The organism is Desulfofundulus salinus (assembly GCF_003627965.1).
Taxonomy (GTDB): Bacteria; Bacillota; Desulfotomaculia; order Desulfotomaculales; family Desulfovirgulaceae; genus Desulfofundulus; species Desulfofundulus salinus.
This window is the reverse complement of sequence record NZ_RBWE01000001.1, coordinates 1,567,884-1,583,910: the sequence shown is the minus strand read 5'-3', so window position 1 is coordinate 1,583,910 and position 16,027 is coordinate 1,567,884. Positions and strand designations below refer to the sequence as shown.

Sequence of the window (16,027 nt, the reverse complement as noted above, 5' to 3'; positions counted from 1 at the left end):
GCCGACAGCACCGCGGTTCGCTTCGGGCCGGCTCTGGCTCTCTGCGGATTACCATCGACACTGTTACCTCACGACCATATTAAACTGCCCGATGTGTCACCAACAGGTGTTCTTCCATTTGCTTTCGTTTGGCGTCCTCGAGAGCCGAGCCGGCGACCTCGCTTCACCGGGTGCTGTAACCGGCGCTTCGCAAGTCGTTCGCTCCGGACAGTGCCGCACCCTCGTCAGTACGGTTTTGCTAAACATTCACGTCCTCCTTAACTTACACCGGCCGTTTTTTCAGGCGGTAGACCAGGGCCAGGATCTGGGCCACGGCCTGGTAGAGTTCCACCGGGATTTCCTGCCCGATTTCCACCTGGTGGTAAAGGGTCCGGGCCACTTCGGGATTATGCATGATTGGTACTTTATGTTCGGCGGCCAGTTCCCGGATGCGGCGGGCCAGGTCCCCGGCTCCCTTGGCCACCACCCGGGGAGCGGACATTTCCTTTTCGTCGTAGCGCAGGGCTACCGCCAGGTGGGTGGGGTTGGTGATTACCACCGTAGCCCGGGGCACTTCCTGACGGATGCGATTGAGCAGGATCTGCCGCTGGCGGCGCCTTTGCCAGCCTTTGATGAGCGGGTCTCCTTCGGTCTGTTTAAGTTCATCCTTTACCTCCTGTTTGGTCATGCGCATGCTGCGCATATATTCCCACCGCTGGTAGAAGAGGTCAATTACCGCCAGGAGCAGGAAGGTACCGCCCGCGGCCGCGGCCACCGCCAGCATGACGTCAGCCACCGTGCCGAAGAGCGCCTGGGGGGCACGGTGAAAAACCAGCAGCAGCTCGGGCAGGTACGCTTTGACCACCAGGTAACTGACCCCCGCCACCACCGTGACTTTGATAATGCTTTTACCCAGCTCCACCAGGGTGCGCAGGCTGAACATGCGGGAAAGGCCGCTTACCGGGTTGAGCCGCTCCAGGTTCGGTTTGATTACCTCCGGAGCAAAGATGAAGCCCGTTTGCACCAGGTGCACTGCCAGGGCTGCACCGGTGAGTGCCAGAAAAAACGGCGTGCACATCCATATCGCCCCGCGGGCGACATCGTAAATTACCCGGGGCAGGTGTTCGGGCGCCAGATCAAAGGCCAGGCAGTTGCTGAAATACCAGGTGAGCTCTTTCTGCCAGTTTTCCATGGCTGGACCCCTTAAAAGGTAGGCCAGGATGACGGCCGCCATGAGCACAACTGCCGCGGCAAAGTCCCTGCTCTTCGGCACCTGGCCCCTGCGCCTGGCTTCCTGCAATCGCCTTGGGGTTGGGGCTTCGGTTTTCTGCTGGGCGCCCCCACCGTGGGCCAATCTCCATCCCCTCTTCCCAATAAGTTAATAAATCAGGTGCCTGGCACGCCATTTATTAACTTATTTCGTGTCACCCGGAAAGTCCGCGGATTACTGTATACAGGTTCTGCTCCATCATGCGCACCATGGCCCGGAAGACCACGCCGAAAAGCGGAACCATCACGCTTAAAGTGAGGATGCCCAGGGCGATCTTCAACGGAAAGCCCAGCATGAAAATGTTCATTTCCGGGGCGGTGCGGCCCAAAAGGCCCAGGCAGATATCGATGATCAGCACCACCGCCACCACGGGGGCGGCAATCTGGACGGCCAGGGCCACCATGCGCGCAAAAATCTTGATCACGGCCAGGGTGGTGGTTCCGTCCAGGGCGGCACCGGTCAGGGGTACCAGTTCATAACTTCTGGCCAGGCCGGCAATGAGCACGTGATGGCCGTCCAGGATGAGAAAGAGCACCATGCCCAGAAGGTACAGGAAACGGGAGCTGATGGTGGCCTGGTGGCCCATGGCCGGATCGAAAAGGTTGGCCATGAAAAAGCCCATCTGGATGTCCATGATCTGTCCCGCCACGGCCAGACTCTGGAAGACCAGGCTGGCAATGAAGCCCAAAACCAAACCCACCCCGGCTTCTTCTGCCGCCGCAAGGGCAAACCCCAAAAGCCCTCCTGGAAAATCCTGCTTCACTCCCGGCACCACGGGGAAAAGCACCACGGCCAGCACAAAAGCCATGAAGGCCTTGAACGGCCGGGGCACGCTGGGGAAGAAGAACAGAGGTCCCGCCGCTAAAAAAGCGCTGGCCCGGACGAAGATCAGGATGAAGGTTGCTACCGCTTCATAGTTAAGCAATATGGCTCTCTCCTTACCCCGTCAGGTTGGGCAGGTGGTTGAAAAGCCGCGTGGTGTAACTGGTCATCAGCCGGATCATCCACGGAGCGGTGATGGCCAGCGTCAGGAAGACGGCAATGATCTTGGGCACAAAGGTCAGGGACTGCTCCTGCACCTGGGTGGTGGCCTGGAGGATGCTGATTACCAGCCCCACCAGCAGCGACACCGCCAGGGTGGGCAGGGACAGGATCAGGATCATCATCAGCGCTTCCCGGGCAATTTGGGTTACAAGGGTATCGGTCACAGCGTTTTCCCCCTACGGTTGTTGGTTTACCGCCGTTTTACTTAATGAAAGCTTTCCACCAGGGACCGGACCACCAGGTACCAGCCGTCCACCATCACAAAAAGCAGCAGTTTAAAGGGCAGCGAGATCATTACCGGGGGCAGCATGAACATGCCCATGGACATCAGGGCGCTGGCCACCACCATATCGATGACCAGAAAGGGCACGTATAAAAGAAAACCCATCTGAAAGGCGGTCTTCAGTTCGCTGATCACGAAAGCCGGGATGACCACCGTTAAGGGCAGGTCATCGGCATTCCGCGGCCGGGGCATTTTGGCCAGGCTGACGAAAAGGGCCAGGTCCTTCTCCCGGGTTTGTTTGAGCATAAATGCCTTCAGCGGTTTGGCCGCGGCCTCAAAGGCCTGTTCCTGGGTCAACTGGTTGTTCAAATAGGGCTGCAGGGCCTCCCGGTTAATTTCCTGGAAGGTAGGTGTCATCACAAAAAACGTCAGGAACATGGCCAGGCCGATGATGACCTGGTTGGGCGGCGTTTGCTGTATGCCCAGGGCTCCCCGCAGGATGGAGAGGACCACCACAATGCGGGTAAAGCTGGTGACCATGACCAGGAGCCCCGGGGCCAGGGCCAGCACCGTGAGCAGGACCAGCAGTTTGACGCTGTCCACTACCTGGGCCGGGTTGTCCGTGGGGGTGACCCGCAGGTCTATGCCCGGCAGGGGCTGCGCCTGGCCTGCTGCAGGGAACAATATAAGGGCCAGCAGGAACACCAGGGTAGGCAGGCTGTAAGGCCAGGCGGGGCGTTTCGAGATTTTGCGATTATCTCTTTCCGGCAGTGTTTTCATCTTTCTGTCCATCCAGATGGCTTTGATGTTGGTTCAGAAAACGCTTTGGCCCGTTATCCGGCGCAGCCGGTTTTTCACCGGTGAACCGTTCCTTCAACCGGTTAATGGCCAGGGATAGATCCCGGCGAAATGAGGCCGGCCGGAGCCCGTCCCCGGCGGGCGTACCGGGAAGCGGCAGCACTTCCGGAAGGCGGTCGAATTCCTGCAGCAGGGTCACACCGCTCTCCTGCTGGGCCAGCAGATAGTAGCGCCGGCCCACCTGCACTAGAGCCAGGGCAGCTTTCGGTCCCAGGGGTATCTGCTCGACCACCCGCATGTGCCGGCCCCGGTTGACGGCCAGGCGGCGGCCCAGCCCGTAGCGCACGGCCAGGTAGGCCAGGCCGGCCACCAGGGGAAGGCTCACGGCCAGCTGCACCACCGCCCAGAACAGGTCGCCGCCGCTCATAGTTTTTCTCCACCCGGCCGCGTTTTTCGTATTTCATGGATGCTTTCAATACGGACGCCAAAGTTGCCGCCCAGGACCACCACTTCCCCCCGGGCTAAAGGCTGGTCATTGATCAGCACTTCCACCGTGTCACCGGTCTGGCGGTCCAGTTCCACCACTGACCCTTCAGAGAGGCGCAGTATGTCCCGCACATTCATGGTTGTGCTTCCCAGTTCCACCGTGATGGTTACGGTTACGTCGGTAAGGTAGTCCAGAGCTATTTTCAGGCGGTCCGCCCCTGCAGGGGCACTTAAAGGGGGGAAGCTTACTTTTCTGACCGCCGGCTGCCGGCCTTCCATACGCTCAATCATATCTTTGATTTCGTCTTCGGTGATCACGGTTACCGCCTGCTTTCATCAGTAGTTATTCAGCCGTTCGGGGCCTGGCGCCGGCCCGGGCTCATTGCACAAGAAAATCGGTAAAATACAGCCGTTCCACCTTGCCGTGCAGAAGCTGGCTGTTGATGTGGTCGAGTATTTGTTTTTTAATGGCCTCCTGGTTTTTCACCGGGAGCACTTCATCCGATGTTTTGCTGCGCAGAATGGTCAGCACCGCCTCGGTAAGCATGGGCTGTTTGGCCTTAATTTCCTCAACCAGCTTTTTATCATGGGGATACTCCAGCACCACCTGCACCCGCAGGTAACGGCTGGGACCTTCGTCGGCCAGGTTGATGACCCTGTCCCCCAGGTCCAGGGTATCCATGGGGCGTTCTTTGGGCGTGGCCTGGACCGGTTTGGCCAGGGGGCCGAAGAACCACAGGGCGCCGAAGGTGGCCCCGCCGCCGATAATGACGGCCAGGAGCAACAGGAGGATGGTACGGCCGCGGCCGCCCCGTTTTTTCTCACTTTCTCCGCCGGTTTGTTTTTTTCTGCTGACAGGCATTTGGAAACACCCTTTTTTGGCTGCCGGCTGTTCAACTGAAAACCGGCAGCCGGAATTTTTAGCGGCGGCACCCGGCAACCGTATGTTTTTCGCCGGCCCTGAACCGGGCACCGCTTGTAGCTCGATACTGTTGACTCAACTCTTCTATATTCTTAAGGGGTAAATATTCAGTGAACCCGTTTGGATGCGGCGCTGTCCCCGCTCACTCCAGTGCTCCGCGCCGACAGCACCGCATCCTCGCCATAACGGTTTTACTACCGTTTCAGGTTGATCAGTTCCTCCAGCATGGTATCGGAAACGGTAATAATCCGGGCGCTGGCCTGGTAGCCGCGCTGGGTGGTGATCATGTTGGTGAACTCGTCGGTCAGATCCACGTTGGACATCTCCAGGTAGCCGGACTCGATGGTGCCGTAACCGGCGGAACCGGGAGTACCATCAATCGGATCACCGCTACTAACGCTTTTTTTAAACAAGTTTTTGCCTGTTCTTTGCAGGCCATCCTGGTTAGGGAAGTTTGTTAAGTAAATCTGATCACAACTATTTGCGAAGACAAGATCTGTCCCGTCAGTGAATTTACCGGTAATTTTTCCATCGTTACTAATATTTAAGCTGGCTACTACTCTATTTGAATCTAAACTTATTTGTATATCTCCTTTGATATTATTGCTAGACATGCCTTGCAGTCTGTATCCGTTTGCGTTAACAATGTAACCTTCTTGGTCTATATAAAACACCCCCTCTCTTGTGTAAAATTCCTCGTTATTATTTGGATCCACAACAACGAAGAAACCCTCACCGTTGATGGCCAGATCCAGGGTGCGGCCGGTGGACTGCAGGCCGCCGGGGCTCATGTTGTTGCTGATGCCGGCCAGGGAGACGCCCAGGCCAACCTGGGCCGGGTTGGTTGATGTGCCGGCGCTTTTCAGCGTCTGGTAGAGCATGTCTTGAAAGTTGGCCCGGCCGCTTTTAAAGCCCACGGTATTCACGTTGGATATATTGTTGCCGATGACGTCCATGCGGATCTGGTGGTTTTTCATGCCGGCGACGCCGGCGAAAAGAGAGCGGATCATTTTTAATCCCTCCGGTTTTATAGGTAGCCCTCTTTTAGTTACAAAGCAGAGGTTGATGGAAAAAGGGTAGCTGTTTTACCATCCTTGCGAACTGGCCTGTTCTCATTAACCATCGCAGGACGAACCATCATACAGCATCTGACGAAATCCCGGTTGAATCTTAACGCTTCAGCTCAATGGTTTCCCGGAGCACCTCGTCGGAGGTGGTGAAGACCCTGGCGTTGGCTTCGTAACCGCGCTGGGTGACGATCAGGTTGCCCAGTTCCGTGGCCAGGTCCACATTGGAGCTCTCCAGGCAGCCCGACTCAATGGTGCCCATACCGTTTTCCCCCGGTCTGCCGTCAATTTTCGTCCCTGCCGGGTTGTCTGCAGCGCCGGCCTGTGCCGCGTTGTTGTCGCTGTACAGGTTGTTTCCTATCTTCGTAAGTCCGTTGGGATTGGGAAAATCGAACAGGCCGATCCTGGGCTTGTCGCTGGAAGTGGTGCCATCACCGTAAGTTATCACAACTTCACCCAGTTGCGTAACGCTTATGGAGCTGATGGGTTTGCCGCTCCTCGGTTGAAGCTGGATGGCGCTACCGCTGTCGTCCACCAGCCTCAGGCCGTTGGAATTCACCAGGTAACCATCCTTATCCATATAAAAGGAACCTTCCCTGGTATAGTAAAGTTCCTCCCCCGCATCGGTTTCCTTTAATACGCCGAAAAAACCGTTCCCGTTAATGGCCAGGTCCAGCGACCGGCCGGTCGGCACAAGCGACCCCTGGTTGAAGTTGTTGAGCACAGCGGCCAGCGTAACCCCCGTTCCCACCTGGGAAGGATTGCTCCGGGCCGTGCCGGCGCGTATGGTTTGGTAAAGGGTATCCTGAAAACTGGCCTGGGCCGCTTTGTACCCCGGGGTGTTTATGTTGGCGATGTTGTTGGCCAGAACGTCCATGCGCGTGCGGTGGCTGAGCATACCGGCCAGGCTGGTATAGATGGACTGGATCACTTTTCTTCTCACCTCACGTATATCTACGGCTATTCCAACCACTTTTCCGACTCCCGACTTCCGACGACTGACTTCCATTCAGCGCCGCCTCCGTCGTTCAGCGGCTGCGCGGCCTCCTTGCGGTCCGGCCGTTACTCGACAATTATGGCTCCGTCAATGTTGGTGAAAACGCGTCCGGATTCGGAATGGCGATCCAGGGCCGTTACTACCGTACGGTTCTGTACACTGGTTACCAGTGCCAGGTCGTGGTATATAACCAGTGAATTCTTCACCCCCTTGCTGGCGGCCAGGCTCACCGCCCGGCTGATTTTTTCCATGTCGGCTTCATTCAGGGTGATGTTGCGCTCCCGCAGGCGTTTTTCGGCATGGGCCGACAGTTTCAGCCGGCCCCCGTCCATTTCCCGGCGCAGCACTTCCCTGAAAGAGCCCGTTTGGGATGCCTTGTCTTGCTTTTCAGGACGGCCTTCCCGGGAAACCGGGAGAGCTAGCGGTGCAGGCAAAAGTCCTTGAATCTTGACATCCATTTAACTCCGGATCTCCTTTACCGCATCATAGTCATAGAGATTGCCGTTGATCACCAGTTTGATGCCGTTTTCGTTAATAATGAGCTTTTCCACCGTTCCCTCAACGTCCCGGCCGTCCTCCCCCACCGCCGTCACCTGCTTGCCGACCAGATTGGCAGTCAGCGAGAGCTTCTGTGTCCGCAGCAACACCTCCATGTTCTTGTTGAGGTTCATGATCTGCTCCAGAGCGGTAATTTGCGTAATCTGGGTCATGAACTGGTCCTGGTCCACGGGACTCATGGGGTTCTGGTAGCGCAGTTGGGCAACCAGAATTTGTAAAAAGGCGTCCTTGTCCAGTTCCTTTTTGGCCGGTTGAAATTTGTCCTGCGGATTGTAGTAGATACTGCTTGCTGAATTTACTTCCATCTGTACATCCCACCTTTAAACGAAAAGGTTGATACCACCCGGCAATGGATGTGCCGGCGGTTCTTGCCCGGTACTGCCGCCCGGTCTTTCGCCGGAACCGCTGTGCTGCCGCCCGTAATGGTATCCCGGTTGCTGGTAATCACTCCGGGGCGGGAGACCGCCCTCATGTCCTACTGATACCGAAGCGCTGTGGAGGTGTAGATTCTGGGCGGCCAGGGCCTCGCGCAGCTGGGGCAGAGCACTTTCAATGGCGTCCCCGGCGGCGGGATTACTGGCGAGGAAGTGGGCGCTTACATCCCCGTGCCGGTAGATCAGGCGGATCATTACCTCACCCAGGTGCTCCGGCTCAAGCTTGAACCAGAGGTGGGTCTGCCCCTCGATATGCCGTGCCACGGCCTGCTGTAGCACCCGTGAGATCAAGCCGGGCATCTGGATCAGGTTGACGCTTTCCCGGTGGATTATCGGAGCTGAAGGGTCCCTGGAAGCACCGGTTATTTCTCCCCCGCCGGGATTGTCCAACAGATATTGTACAGGGTTGTTGCCCGGAGGGATATCCCTGCCTTCGTTACTGCGAATCATGGCAAAAGATGTCATATTTTGTGTAGTCTCCCGGGTCAGCATATTTGGAGGTATTTCAAGTATCCGGGCTTTGCCCGGCACTGCCACGTTCACCGGGCCACTACTTTTCTCTGCAGCCTCAACCGGTACCGGATCACCGGTAACTCCCCGGCTCCCAAGCGCATGTAAGGGCGGGCTTTTCTCCAGCGGCGACTTCCGGGCCACGGTTCCGGCAAACTCTTCACCTGGACCGGGGTTTTTGTAGCCTCCGTTCTCCGGCCCTGCCACTCCCGGGGAAACGCCGGTCCATTCCTGCTGCAGCCGGAACAGTAATGTTTCCGGTCGGCCGGCCTCCACTGCTTTCGTGTGCGGGATACCAGCGGCCGTTGCATGCGGCCATATTTGGGATGTTTCCGGCGTGGAAGATTTTAACATGTCTTCTGGACCGGAGGGAGGCACACCGGGTAAAGCGCTACTTTCCCCAGCGGCAGTATTTCCTTGCGGGAAGGCTGTACCTGCACCCTGAATACCCCCCGCTCCATTTTCCTGCAGGTGCTGCAGGATTAATGTTCTCAAGCGGTTCAGGACCATCGGTCCCGCTTCCGGGCCGGTTTGGCCTGCCGGGGTAAACGGGAAACCAAACTCACCGTGACCGGCTGCGCGGGCTGTTTCATCTATCCCGTTCCGCAGCAGATAATGGAGAAGCTCTGCCGCATCAAGGCCCGGGATTGCCGCCAGGAGGGCTGTCCAATCACCGGACATCCCGGTCCCGTGTTTCCCGGTGTTCTCTCCTGCCGCCTTCCCGGAGTTGTTCAATACAGGTGTGGGTGGTTCGTCGAAAATACTGCCGTGAGACGGCAACAGGGAAATGAGACCGGTAAAAGGCTCCTGAAAAGAGCCGGCATCTGGCCCCTGGTTGCCGCCGGTTTCCGTACCGGTGTTTAAATCCCCACCAGTTGCGTTTGCAGCGGCTGTACCTTCCCCGGTTATGCCCAGCAGCTGTATTAATAAAGAAAGAAACGTGCTGGAACCGGATGCGCCGGCTGTAATGCCGCCTGGAGAAAATGGTCGTTCCGACACCGGGGAGACAAAATTAATTTCCATGAACGTTCCACCTCCTTTTTCTAAAATCTTCCTCCTTGTTTTTTGCCATCACCTCCCCCGGGTAGCTCAAATACTGCAGCACCTGTCCGGCAGTATCCTGCTTTCCGCCTGCCGGGTCAAATGATCCCGCGGGCAGTTTACTGCTTAATTCCGGCGGCACCAGAAGAGCCTGAGCCCCTGTTCATCCGTTTCCTTTTGCTCGGCCCGGTTTGTCTGCAGGATGTGGGCCTGGAGCTGCTTTTCCTTCAGCCTCTGCAGAATCATCCTCTGGCGCCGGGCCTCAAAGGCTTCCATCCGGCAGCGCATCAGCTTCTCATTGGCCATGGCCACCGCTTCCTGACGGCGGTTCCGGTCATTTATAAGCCGCTCCCGCCAGAGCAGCAGGTGAAATTCGTTCTCTGGCCGCATTGGTCCCTCGTTACAACCGGCAAAACTTTCTTCCAGCAGGGAGGTTGTCCTGTTCAGCTCTTCCACCCGGTCCAGGTATTCCCGCTGTGCCCGGGAGTGGGCCAGGATGGCCTGCTCTTCCTTCTGTTCCCTGAACTGCAGTACGGGTTCCAGGCGAAAATGAAATTTGCGCATGCCAGACACCCCTTAAGCTTCAGGTGTGTAACAAACTGCGCTCTTGCGGCGGTTATTCCATCGCCGGACAGGCCAATCGTTTACCCGGGATCCGGTAAGGTCTTCATCGTTTCCTCAAAGCTGCTGTACTCGTGCATGTTCTGGCGTAAAAACTGTACAATACGGGGATAGGCCTTTACCGCGGCGTCAATCTGGGGGTTGGACCCGGCTGCGTAAGCGCCGATGTTGATTAAATCTTCCGACTGGCGGTAGGTGGCCAGCAGATCCCGCAGCCTGCCGGCCCGGGCCAGGTGTTCCCGATCCACTATTTCCGGCATCACCCGGCTGACGCTCTGCAATATGTCAATGGCCGGGTAGTGGTTCTGGGCCGCCATTTCCCGGGACAGGACTATATGCCCGTCCAGAATGCCCCGCACCGCATCGGTAATGGGTTCGTTCATGTCGTCCCCTTCCACCAGCACGGTATAAAAGGCGGTGATGGAACCCGTGGCCCCCATCCCCGAACGTTCCAGCAGCCGGGGCAACAGGGCAAAAACCGAAGGGGTATAACCGCGGGTGGCCGGAGGTTCGCCGATGGCCAGGCCCACCTCCCGCTGGGCCATGGCAAAACGGGTGACCGAGTCCATGAGAAGCAGCACGTCTTTACCCCGGTCGCGGAAATATTCGGCAATGGCGCTGGCCAGAAAGGCGGCCTTTACCCGCACCAGCGCCGGGCGGTCCGAGGTAGCGGCCACCACCACCGAACGGGCCAGGCCTTCAGGACCCAGGTCCCCTTCAATGAAGTCCCGCACCTCCCGGCCCCGTTCCCCCACCAGGGCGATCACATTTACATCGGCACTGCTGTACCGGGCCACCATGCCCAGGAGCGTGCTCTTGCCCACCCCGCTGCCGGCAAAAATGCCCAGGCGCTGTCCCCGCCCGCAGGTGAGAAAGGCATCGATGGCCCGTACCCCGGTGGAAAATATCTGCGTGATAGGCTGTCTGGACAGGGGGTTGGGCGGGGAGTTGTCCACCGGTACGTAACACTGGTCCGGAGCAATGAGCTCCCGGCCGTCCATGGGCCGGCCCAGCCCGTCCAACACCCGCCCCAGGAGGTGTTCTCCCACCGCCACCGACAGGCCCCGGCCCCGGGGTACCACGCTGCAGCCGGGGAAAATGCCCCGCAGTTCCCCCAGGGGCATGAGCAGGGTGACATCTTCCCGGAAACCCACCACTTCAGCCACCACCGGTGCTTCACCGGGCACGTGGATGTCGCAGATTTCACCGATGCGGGCGGCAATGCCCCGCACCTCCACGGTCAGGCCGATGACCCGTACCACCTGCCCGGTGGGGCGCAGCAGTTTGGCCGCCCGCACCCGCTGGCGCCAGCGTTCCAGGTCGATTTGAGGTAAAGCCATCTGCGTTATCCCCACTTTCCAATCCAGCCTTCAGAAACTATGATGGATCCACCCTCCCTTGCCCGGCGACCTGCAGCCCTGCTTCCCTCAGCACTTCCTCCAGGGCTTGCCAGCGGGCATCAAGGGTGGCGTCCACCCTGCCGTCGGCCGTTTCGATGCGGCATCCACCCGGTTCTATTGCCGGATCGCCTATAATATTCAGGACCGTTCCGGGGGGCAGGATAAGGAGTATTTCCTCCCGTCTTTCTTCCATCAATTTCTTCTGCTCCGGGTTTACATAAATAACCACCTGTTCCCGTATCCGGGCCGCTTCCAGAGCTTCCCTCACTATATTCAGCACTATGGTGGGGTCGATGGTCAACTGGGCGGCCACAATTTTTTCCGCCATTTCCCGGGCCAGGGCCACCACTTCTCCCTCCAGAGCTTCCAGGGTTGCGCGGCGGATTTCTTCGGCCTGCTGCAGTACCTGGCGGGCTTCTTCCCTCAAGGCCTGAGCCCCGGCCGCAGCATCTTCCACGGCTTTGCGGTAACCTTCCCGGTAGCCTTCTTCCCACCCTTCCTGCAGCCCTTCTTCCCGGGCTCTGGCGGCCGTTTCCCGGGCCAGCGCCTCCGCTTCGTGCCGTGCCTTTTCCAGTATGGCTGCGGCTTCCCTTTGAGCCGCAGCCAGGATTTCTTCACTTTTACCTCTGGCTTCTTCGAGGGAAACCGTTTTTACCCGGCCATTCCCGTTTCCCTCCTGGGGTTCATCCGTCTTTATAGGCAGTACGGGGAAATCATAGCGCAGGGTTACGAAAACCGGCTCCTCGTTGCAGGATACGCCGCCCCGGATGATTTTAAATAATGATCGCATCCTCTCCACCCCGTGCGATGATAATTTCGCCCGTTTCGTCCAGACGGCGTATAATCTGCACTATGCGCTGCTGGGCCTCTTCCACATCCCGCAGGCGCACCGGCCCCATGAACTGAATTTCCTCCCGCAGCATATCGGCCGCCCGGCGGGACATGTTCTTGAAGATGCGCTCGTTGACTTCCTCGTTGGCCCCCCGCATGGCCTTGGCCAGGTCTTTAGTATCCACTTCCCGCAGAACCCGCTGTATGGCCGTATCGTGGAGCTTGACAATATCTTCGAAAACAAACATCATCTTGCGCACCTCGTCGGCCAGGTCGGGATCGGAAACCTCCAGTTCTTCCAGGATGGTTTTTTCAGTGCTGCGGTCCACCCGGTTTAAAATGTTGACCAGAGTTTTTACACCACCCGCCGTCTGGTCCTGTTGAACCACCATCGAGAGCTTTCTTTCCAGAACCTTTTCCACTTCTTTTACTACCTCCGGGGGTGTGCGGTCGATGACCGCTATCCGCCGGGCGACATCGCTCTGCTTTTCCGGAGGCAGGGAGGAAAGGATCAGTGCTGCCTGCTCCGGCACCAGGTGGGTGATGATCAGGGCGATGGTCTGGGGGTGTTCGTCCCGGATGAAGTTGAGCAAATGTTTGGGGTCGGTCCGGCGCAGGTTGCTGAAAGGAACTTTCTGAATGGCTACCGACACTTTGTTAAGGATTTCCTCCGCCCGTTGGGGACCCACGGCTTTTTCCAGTACTTCCCGGGCATACTTGTAACCGCCGTGCATCAGGTATTCCCGAGCTTTGCTCAACTCTAAAAACTCTTCCAGCACCGCCTGCTGGACTTCTTTGGGCACGCTTTCCAGCATGGAGATCTGCTGGGTGAGCATTTCTATTTCATCATCGGGAAAATGTTTCAATACCCTGGCGGACAGATCTGCACCCAGGGCGATCAGGACAATGGCCGCCTTTTGTAAACCGGTCAGTCTACCAACCACGGTGCATCTACTCCTTGAGCCACACTTTTAAAATCTCGGCTACCTGAGCCGGTTTTTCCCGGGCTATGTCCCTGATTTGCTGAGCCCTGCCGGGCTGTGCAGGCGTTTCTTCAGGTGCGGGCACATGCCCGGTTACTACAGGAGTTTCCGGCATCTCTTCCACAGCTTCCAGTTCATATGCACGGCGCCGCCGGCGGCGGATAAACAGGATCAACAGAAGCAGGCCCATTAACAACCCGGCTGCTCCCGCCGCCACGGGCCAGTATTTTTTCAGGCTGGCCAGCATGGTGGGGGGTTGCGCCGTTTCCTGCCGGAACTGGTCCAGGTAAGAGGTATCAAAGGGCATGGCCGAAACATTAATCTGATCCCCCCGGTTTTGCTGCAGGCCCACCGCTGCCGAAACCATGTCCTGGACCTGCTGCAGCTGGGGTGCGCTGTAGTTGCCGTTTAAAACCACGGCTACCGAGAGCCGGCGCAGGGTTCCCGGCGCGGCGACCAGGGTTTGCTGCTGACTGCCCAGCTGATAGTTGGTGATGGTCTGCTGCTTCTGGTACTGGGAATTGCCGCCTGTTAGTGCGGGAACGGTACTTCCTGGCTGAGAGCTTGGAGTTCCCGGCACCCCACTGATACCCGTGCCCGAGCCGCTTTCGGTAATGGTTTGCTGGCTCAAAGTTTGCCCCGGCTGGACGGTGGTGGTGGTAACCTGGCGCTGGTCAAAATCCATGTCGGCCGTAACCATGGCCACTGCCTTGTTCGGTCCCAGGATTCTGGTCAGCATCTGCTGAATGCGGGTCTCCAGTTCTTTTTCATATTGCCGGCGCACCTGGTATTGCTCCATGGACAGGCGGGCCAGCCTGGCCCGCTCGTCGGCCAGGGCCAGGTTGTCGCTTAAAACGTTGCCCTCCATGTCGATGATGTGTACGTTTTCCGGCTTCATTCCCTGGACGCTGCCCACCACCAGATCCATAATGCCCTTTACCTGTTCGGGCTTCAATTCACCCTTGAGTTTTAAGGCTATCGAGGCAGAAGGTTCCACCTGGTTGTCCAGAAAGAGGCTTTCCCGGGGCAGCACCAGGTGCACCCGGGCCTGTTCCACCTCGTCCAGGCTGGTGATGGTGCGGCGCAGTTCCTCCTGTAATGCCCGCTGGTAGTTAACCTGCTGCTCAAAGTCGGTGACACCGAACTTTTGCCGGTCAAAAAGCTCCAACCCGGCCCCCGAATCGGCCAGCATCCCCTTGCTGGCCAGCTGAATTCTGGTGTTGTACACCTGCCCTTCCGGTACGGCGATGGTTTTGCCCTCGTCTTCCAGCCGGTAAGGTATTTTCATGTTTTTCAGTTCTTCGGCAATTTTGCCCGCCTGTTTTGGCTCCAGGCCGGTGAACAGGGGAGCGTATGCAGGTTGGGCGATAAGAACGGCCAGGTAAATTACGGTCGTCAGCAGTCCCGCCGCAGCGGCAGCGAAAAGAACCTGCCGGGACCGGGGCAGCGCCTGCCACCGCTCCTTAATGGGGGCCAGGATCTGTTTGGGGTCCATCAATTACAACAGCTCCTTAAACCTGCATGCGCGAAATTTCCTGGTAGGCTTCTACTATTTTATTGCGCACCTCCACGGCCAGGGACATCATTATCCGGGCTTCTTCCATGGCAATGGTCAGCTGGTGCAGTTCCTGCACCCGGCCGGTGAGGAAGTCGAGGCCCACCCGGTCGGCCCGCACCTGGGCGTTATTTACCTCTTCCAGGGCCCGTTCAAGCATCCGGCCGAAACCGGGAGCGCCGGCAGCAGCGTCCGGCTTTGCGGGCTGGCTTGCCGTGGGTACCAGGGTTAAAGGGGAAACGGGTAAAACCTGCATCTACAGAGTGCCCCTTTCGTTAGCTACATTGAATATTAGCCCTTGCCTATCTCCAGAGCCCTTAAGGCCATGTCCTTGGCCGCGTTCAAAACCGTGACGTTGGCCTCGTAGGCCCGGGTGGCTGCAATCATGCTGACCATCTCGTTGGCAATATTGATATTGGGGTAGGCCACGTATCCCGTATTGGGGTCGGCCAGGGGATGGGAGGGCTCGTAAGCAAGCCGGGGCGGGGATGGATCCTCCACTACTGCCGCCACGCTCACGCCGGCAGCGTTGAAGGAGGGTTGGCCGGGCGGGGAGTCCAGGGCCTGGCGCAGTTTCTCGGCAAACACGGGAACTTTCCGGCGGTAGGCCGGGTTCAGGGGGTCGTTGGGCCTGCCCGCCGTTTGCAGGTTGGCAATATTGTTGGCCGTAATATCCAGCCAGAGCCTCGATGCTGTTAAGCCTGAGGCACTAATGCCGAATACATCTAATAAAGGCACCGTCTGTTACCTCCCTCGAATGACATAGGTTAACAGGGACAGGCGGTCGCCCAGAGCCCGGGCGGCAGCCTGGTACGTCAGGGTATTGGCGGCCAGGTTTACCATCTCCTGATCAATGTCCACGTTATTGCCGTTGTAACCCATGGTGGTGCCCTCCTCCTTCACCACCGTGGGTTCCACCCGGGCCAGCGGGACCGGAGCCCCGATATGCCTGGGGTCACTGGTAACCAGCGGCAGGACGTCCTCCCCCAGCGCCCGCCGCAGTTCTTCCGTAAAGCTGACGGAAGATTTTTTAAATCCCGGCGTATTCACATTGGCCACGTTATGGGCAATTACCCTTTGGGTTAGTGCCGCTGCATCCAGCTGCTTTTGCAGCGCCACCATAATGGGGCTGGCGAAAAGATCCAAAGAAAACCACCTCCGCCTCTTCCGGTTCCGGTCGCTTGGGATCTTTTACCACGTAATATGTTTTGACGAAAAAACCGACCTCAAGGTCGGGAAAGCACCATCGCAATCCAGCTGCCCAAAACTGAGATTCACCGCAGGCCCGTAGCTTTGCGCCCCTCCCTT

General features: G+C 58.1%; 20 protein-coding genes. All 20 read right to left on the bottom strand.

Going from position 1 to position 16,027, the window contains the following annotated elements; translation table 11 throughout:
- Positions 1-262: 262 nt before the first annotated feature.
- The 20 genes from flhB to flgB all read right to left on the bottom strand — a co-directional run bounded on the left by flhB (position 263) and on the right by flgB (position 15,865).
- On the bottom strand, positions 263-1,333 hold the full coding sequence (flhB, locus tag D7024_RS08140) for a flagellar biosynthesis protein FlhB (protein WP_121451336.1): 1,071 nt from the start codon (positions 1,331-1,333) through the stop codon (positions 263-265).
- A 70-nt stretch (positions 1,334-1,403) separates the two neighbouring features.
- Positions 1,404-2,174 (bottom strand): flagellar biosynthetic protein FliR, encoded by a 771-nt coding sequence (gene fliR, locus D7024_RS08135; RefSeq protein ID WP_121451335.1) that lies wholly within the window; start codon positions 2,172-2,174, stop codon positions 1,404-1,406.
- 13 nt (positions 2,175-2,187) lie between these two features.
- Positions 2,188-2,457 carry a flagellar biosynthesis protein FliQ gene (gene fliQ / locus D7024_RS08130; RefSeq protein WP_121451334.1) on the bottom strand — a complete coding sequence of 90 codons (270 nt, stop codon included), beginning with the start codon at positions 2,455-2,457 and terminating at the stop codon, positions 2,188-2,190.
- A 41-nt stretch (positions 2,458-2,498) separates the two neighbouring features.
- Positions 2,499-3,296, bottom strand: coding sequence for a flagellar type III secretion system pore protein FliP (gene fliP / locus D7024_RS08125; protein ID WP_121451333.1), 798 nt, complete (start codon positions 3,294-3,296; stop codon positions 2,499-2,501).
- Complete coding sequence (gene fliO, locus D7024_RS08120; RefSeq protein ID WP_121451332.1) at positions 3,271-3,741, bottom strand: flagellar biosynthetic protein FliO; 471 nt, start codon at positions 3,739-3,741, stop codon at positions 3,271-3,273. Before fliO ends, fliP begins: the two co-directional genes overlap by 26 nt.
- Positions 3,738-4,118 (bottom strand): flagellar motor switch protein FliN, encoded by a 381-nt coding sequence (gene fliN, locus D7024_RS08115; protein ID WP_207666910.1) that lies wholly within the window; start codon positions 4,116-4,118, stop codon positions 3,738-3,740. The genes fliO and fliN overlap by 4 nt, the downstream gene beginning before the upstream one ends.
- Before the next feature lie 61 nt (positions 4,119-4,179).
- Positions 4,180-4,662 carry a flagellar basal body-associated FliL family protein gene (locus tag D7024_RS08110; protein ID WP_125185636.1) on the bottom strand — a complete coding sequence of 161 codons (483 nt, stop codon included), beginning with the start codon at positions 4,660-4,662 and terminating at the stop codon, positions 4,180-4,182.
- A 254-nt stretch (positions 4,663-4,916) separates the two neighbouring features.
- Complete coding sequence (locus D7024_RS08105; RefSeq protein ID WP_121451330.1) at positions 4,917-5,732, bottom strand: flagellar hook-basal body complex protein; 816 nt, start codon at positions 5,730-5,732, stop codon at positions 4,917-4,919.
- 160 nt (positions 5,733-5,892) lie between these two features.
- Positions 5,893-6,798 (bottom strand): flagellar hook-basal body protein, encoded by a 906-nt coding sequence (locus D7024_RS08100; RefSeq protein WP_243113733.1) that lies wholly within the window; start codon positions 6,796-6,798, stop codon positions 5,893-5,895.
- 53 nt (positions 6,799-6,851) lie between these two features.
- Positions 6,852-7,244 carry a TIGR02530 family flagellar biosynthesis protein gene (locus tag D7024_RS08095; protein WP_121451328.1) on the bottom strand — a complete coding sequence of 131 codons (393 nt, stop codon included), beginning with the start codon at positions 7,242-7,244 and terminating at the stop codon, positions 6,852-6,854.
- The gene (locus D7024_RS08090) at positions 7,245-7,649 is read right to left on the bottom strand and encodes a flagellar hook capping FlgD N-terminal domain-containing protein (protein WP_121451327.1); all 405 of its coding nucleotides are present in this window, start codon (positions 7,647-7,649) and stop codon (positions 7,245-7,247) included.
- A 15-nt stretch (positions 7,650-7,664) separates the two neighbouring features.
- Positions 7,665-9,311, bottom strand: a complete 1,647-nt coding sequence (locus D7024_RS08085) for a flagellar hook-length control protein FliK (protein ID WP_121451326.1) — start codon at positions 9,309-9,311, stop codon at positions 7,665-7,667.
- Between the two features lie 144 nt (positions 9,312-9,455).
- The gene (locus D7024_RS08080) at positions 9,456-9,893 is read right to left on the bottom strand and encodes a flagellar export protein FliJ (protein ID WP_121451325.1); all 438 of its coding nucleotides are present in this window, start codon (positions 9,891-9,893) and stop codon (positions 9,456-9,458) included.
- An 80-nt stretch (positions 9,894-9,973) separates the two neighbouring features.
- Positions 9,974-11,290 (bottom strand): flagellar protein export ATPase FliI, encoded by a 1,317-nt coding sequence (fliI, locus tag D7024_RS08075; RefSeq protein WP_121451324.1) that lies wholly within the window; start codon positions 11,288-11,290, stop codon positions 9,974-9,976.
- Positions 11,291-11,327: 37 nt separating this feature from the next.
- Positions 11,328-12,140: a FliH/SctL family protein gene (locus D7024_RS08070; RefSeq protein WP_121451323.1), complete on the bottom strand. Its 813-nt coding sequence runs from the start codon at positions 12,138-12,140 to the stop codon at positions 11,328-11,330.
- Positions 12,124-13,125, bottom strand: a complete 1,002-nt coding sequence (gene fliG / locus D7024_RS08065) for a flagellar motor switch protein FliG (protein WP_121451322.1) — start codon at positions 13,123-13,125, stop codon at positions 12,124-12,126. Before fliG ends, D7024_RS08070 begins: the two co-directional genes overlap by 17 nt.
- 7 nt (positions 13,126-13,132) lie before the next feature.
- A complete protein-coding gene (gene fliF, locus D7024_RS08060; protein WP_121452516.1) occupies positions 13,133-14,659 on the bottom strand; it encodes a flagellar basal-body MS-ring/collar protein FliF in 1,527 nt (508 codons plus the stop codon).
- A 16-nt stretch (positions 14,660-14,675) separates the two neighbouring features.
- Positions 14,676-14,975 (bottom strand): flagellar hook-basal body complex protein FliE, encoded by a 300-nt coding sequence (gene fliE / locus D7024_RS08055; RefSeq protein ID WP_121451321.1) that lies wholly within the window; start codon positions 14,973-14,975, stop codon positions 14,676-14,678.
- Between the two features lie 35 nt (positions 14,976-15,010).
- Positions 15,011-15,457: a flagellar basal body rod protein FlgC gene (flgC, locus tag D7024_RS08050; RefSeq protein WP_121451320.1), complete on the bottom strand. Its 447-nt coding sequence runs from the start codon at positions 15,455-15,457 to the stop codon at positions 15,011-15,013.
- A 6-nt stretch (positions 15,458-15,463) separates the two neighbouring features.
- The gene (gene flgB / locus D7024_RS08045; RefSeq protein ID WP_121451319.1) at positions 15,464-15,865 is read right to left on the bottom strand and encodes a flagellar basal body rod protein FlgB; all 402 of its coding nucleotides are present in this window, start codon (positions 15,863-15,865) and stop codon (positions 15,464-15,466) included.
- Positions 15,866-16,027: the final 162 nt, after the last annotated feature.

Bases quoted from the DNA above. Each gene is read 5' to 3' on its own strand.
- fliP (WP_121451333.1), bottom strand. From the start codon at position 3,296: ATGAAAACACTGCCGGAAAGAGATAATCGCAAAATCTCGAAACGCCCC.
- fliO (WP_121451332.1), bottom strand. From the start codon at position 3,741: ATGAGCGGCGGCGACCTGTTCTGGGCGGTGGTGCAGCTGGCCGTGAGC.
- D7024_RS08110 (WP_125185636.1), bottom strand. From the start codon at position 4,662: ATGCCTGTCAGCAGAAAAAAACAAACCGGCGGAGAAAGTGAGAAAAAA.
- D7024_RS08105 (WP_121451330.1), bottom strand. From the start codon at position 5,732: ATGATCCGCTCTCTTTTCGCCGGCGTCGCCGGCATGAAAAACCACCAG.
- D7024_RS08100 (WP_243113733.1), bottom strand. From the start codon at position 6,798: ATGGAAGTCAGTCGTCGGAAGTCGGGAGTCGGAAAAGTGGTTGGAATA.
- D7024_RS08095 (WP_121451328.1), bottom strand. From the start codon at position 7,244: ATGGATGTCAAGATTCAAGGACTTTTGCCTGCACCGCTAGCTCTCCCG.
- D7024_RS08090 (WP_121451327.1), bottom strand. From the start codon at position 7,649: ATGGAAGTAAATTCAGCAAGCAGTATCTACTACAATCCGCAGGACAAA.
- D7024_RS08085 (WP_121451326.1), bottom strand. From the start codon at position 9,311: ATGGAAATTAATTTTGTCTCCCCGGTGTCGGAACGACCATTTTCTCCA.
- D7024_RS08080 (WP_121451325.1), bottom strand. From the start codon at position 9,893: ATGCGCAAATTTCATTTTCGCCTGGAACCCGTACTGCAGTTCAGGGAA.
- fliI (WP_121451324.1), bottom strand. From the start codon at position 11,290: ATGGCTTTACCTCAAATCGACCTGGAACGCTGGCGCCAGCGGGTGCGG.
- D7024_RS08070 (WP_121451323.1), bottom strand. From the start codon at position 12,140: ATGCGATCATTATTTAAAATCATCCGGGGCGGCGTATCCTGCAACGAG.
- fliF (WP_121452516.1), bottom strand. From the start codon at position 14,659: ATGGACCCCAAACAGATCCTGGCCCCCATTAAGGAGCGGTGGCAGGCG.
- fliE (WP_121451321.1), bottom strand. From the start codon at position 14,975: ATGCAGGTTTTACCCGTTTCCCCTTTAACCCTGGTACCCACGGCAAGC.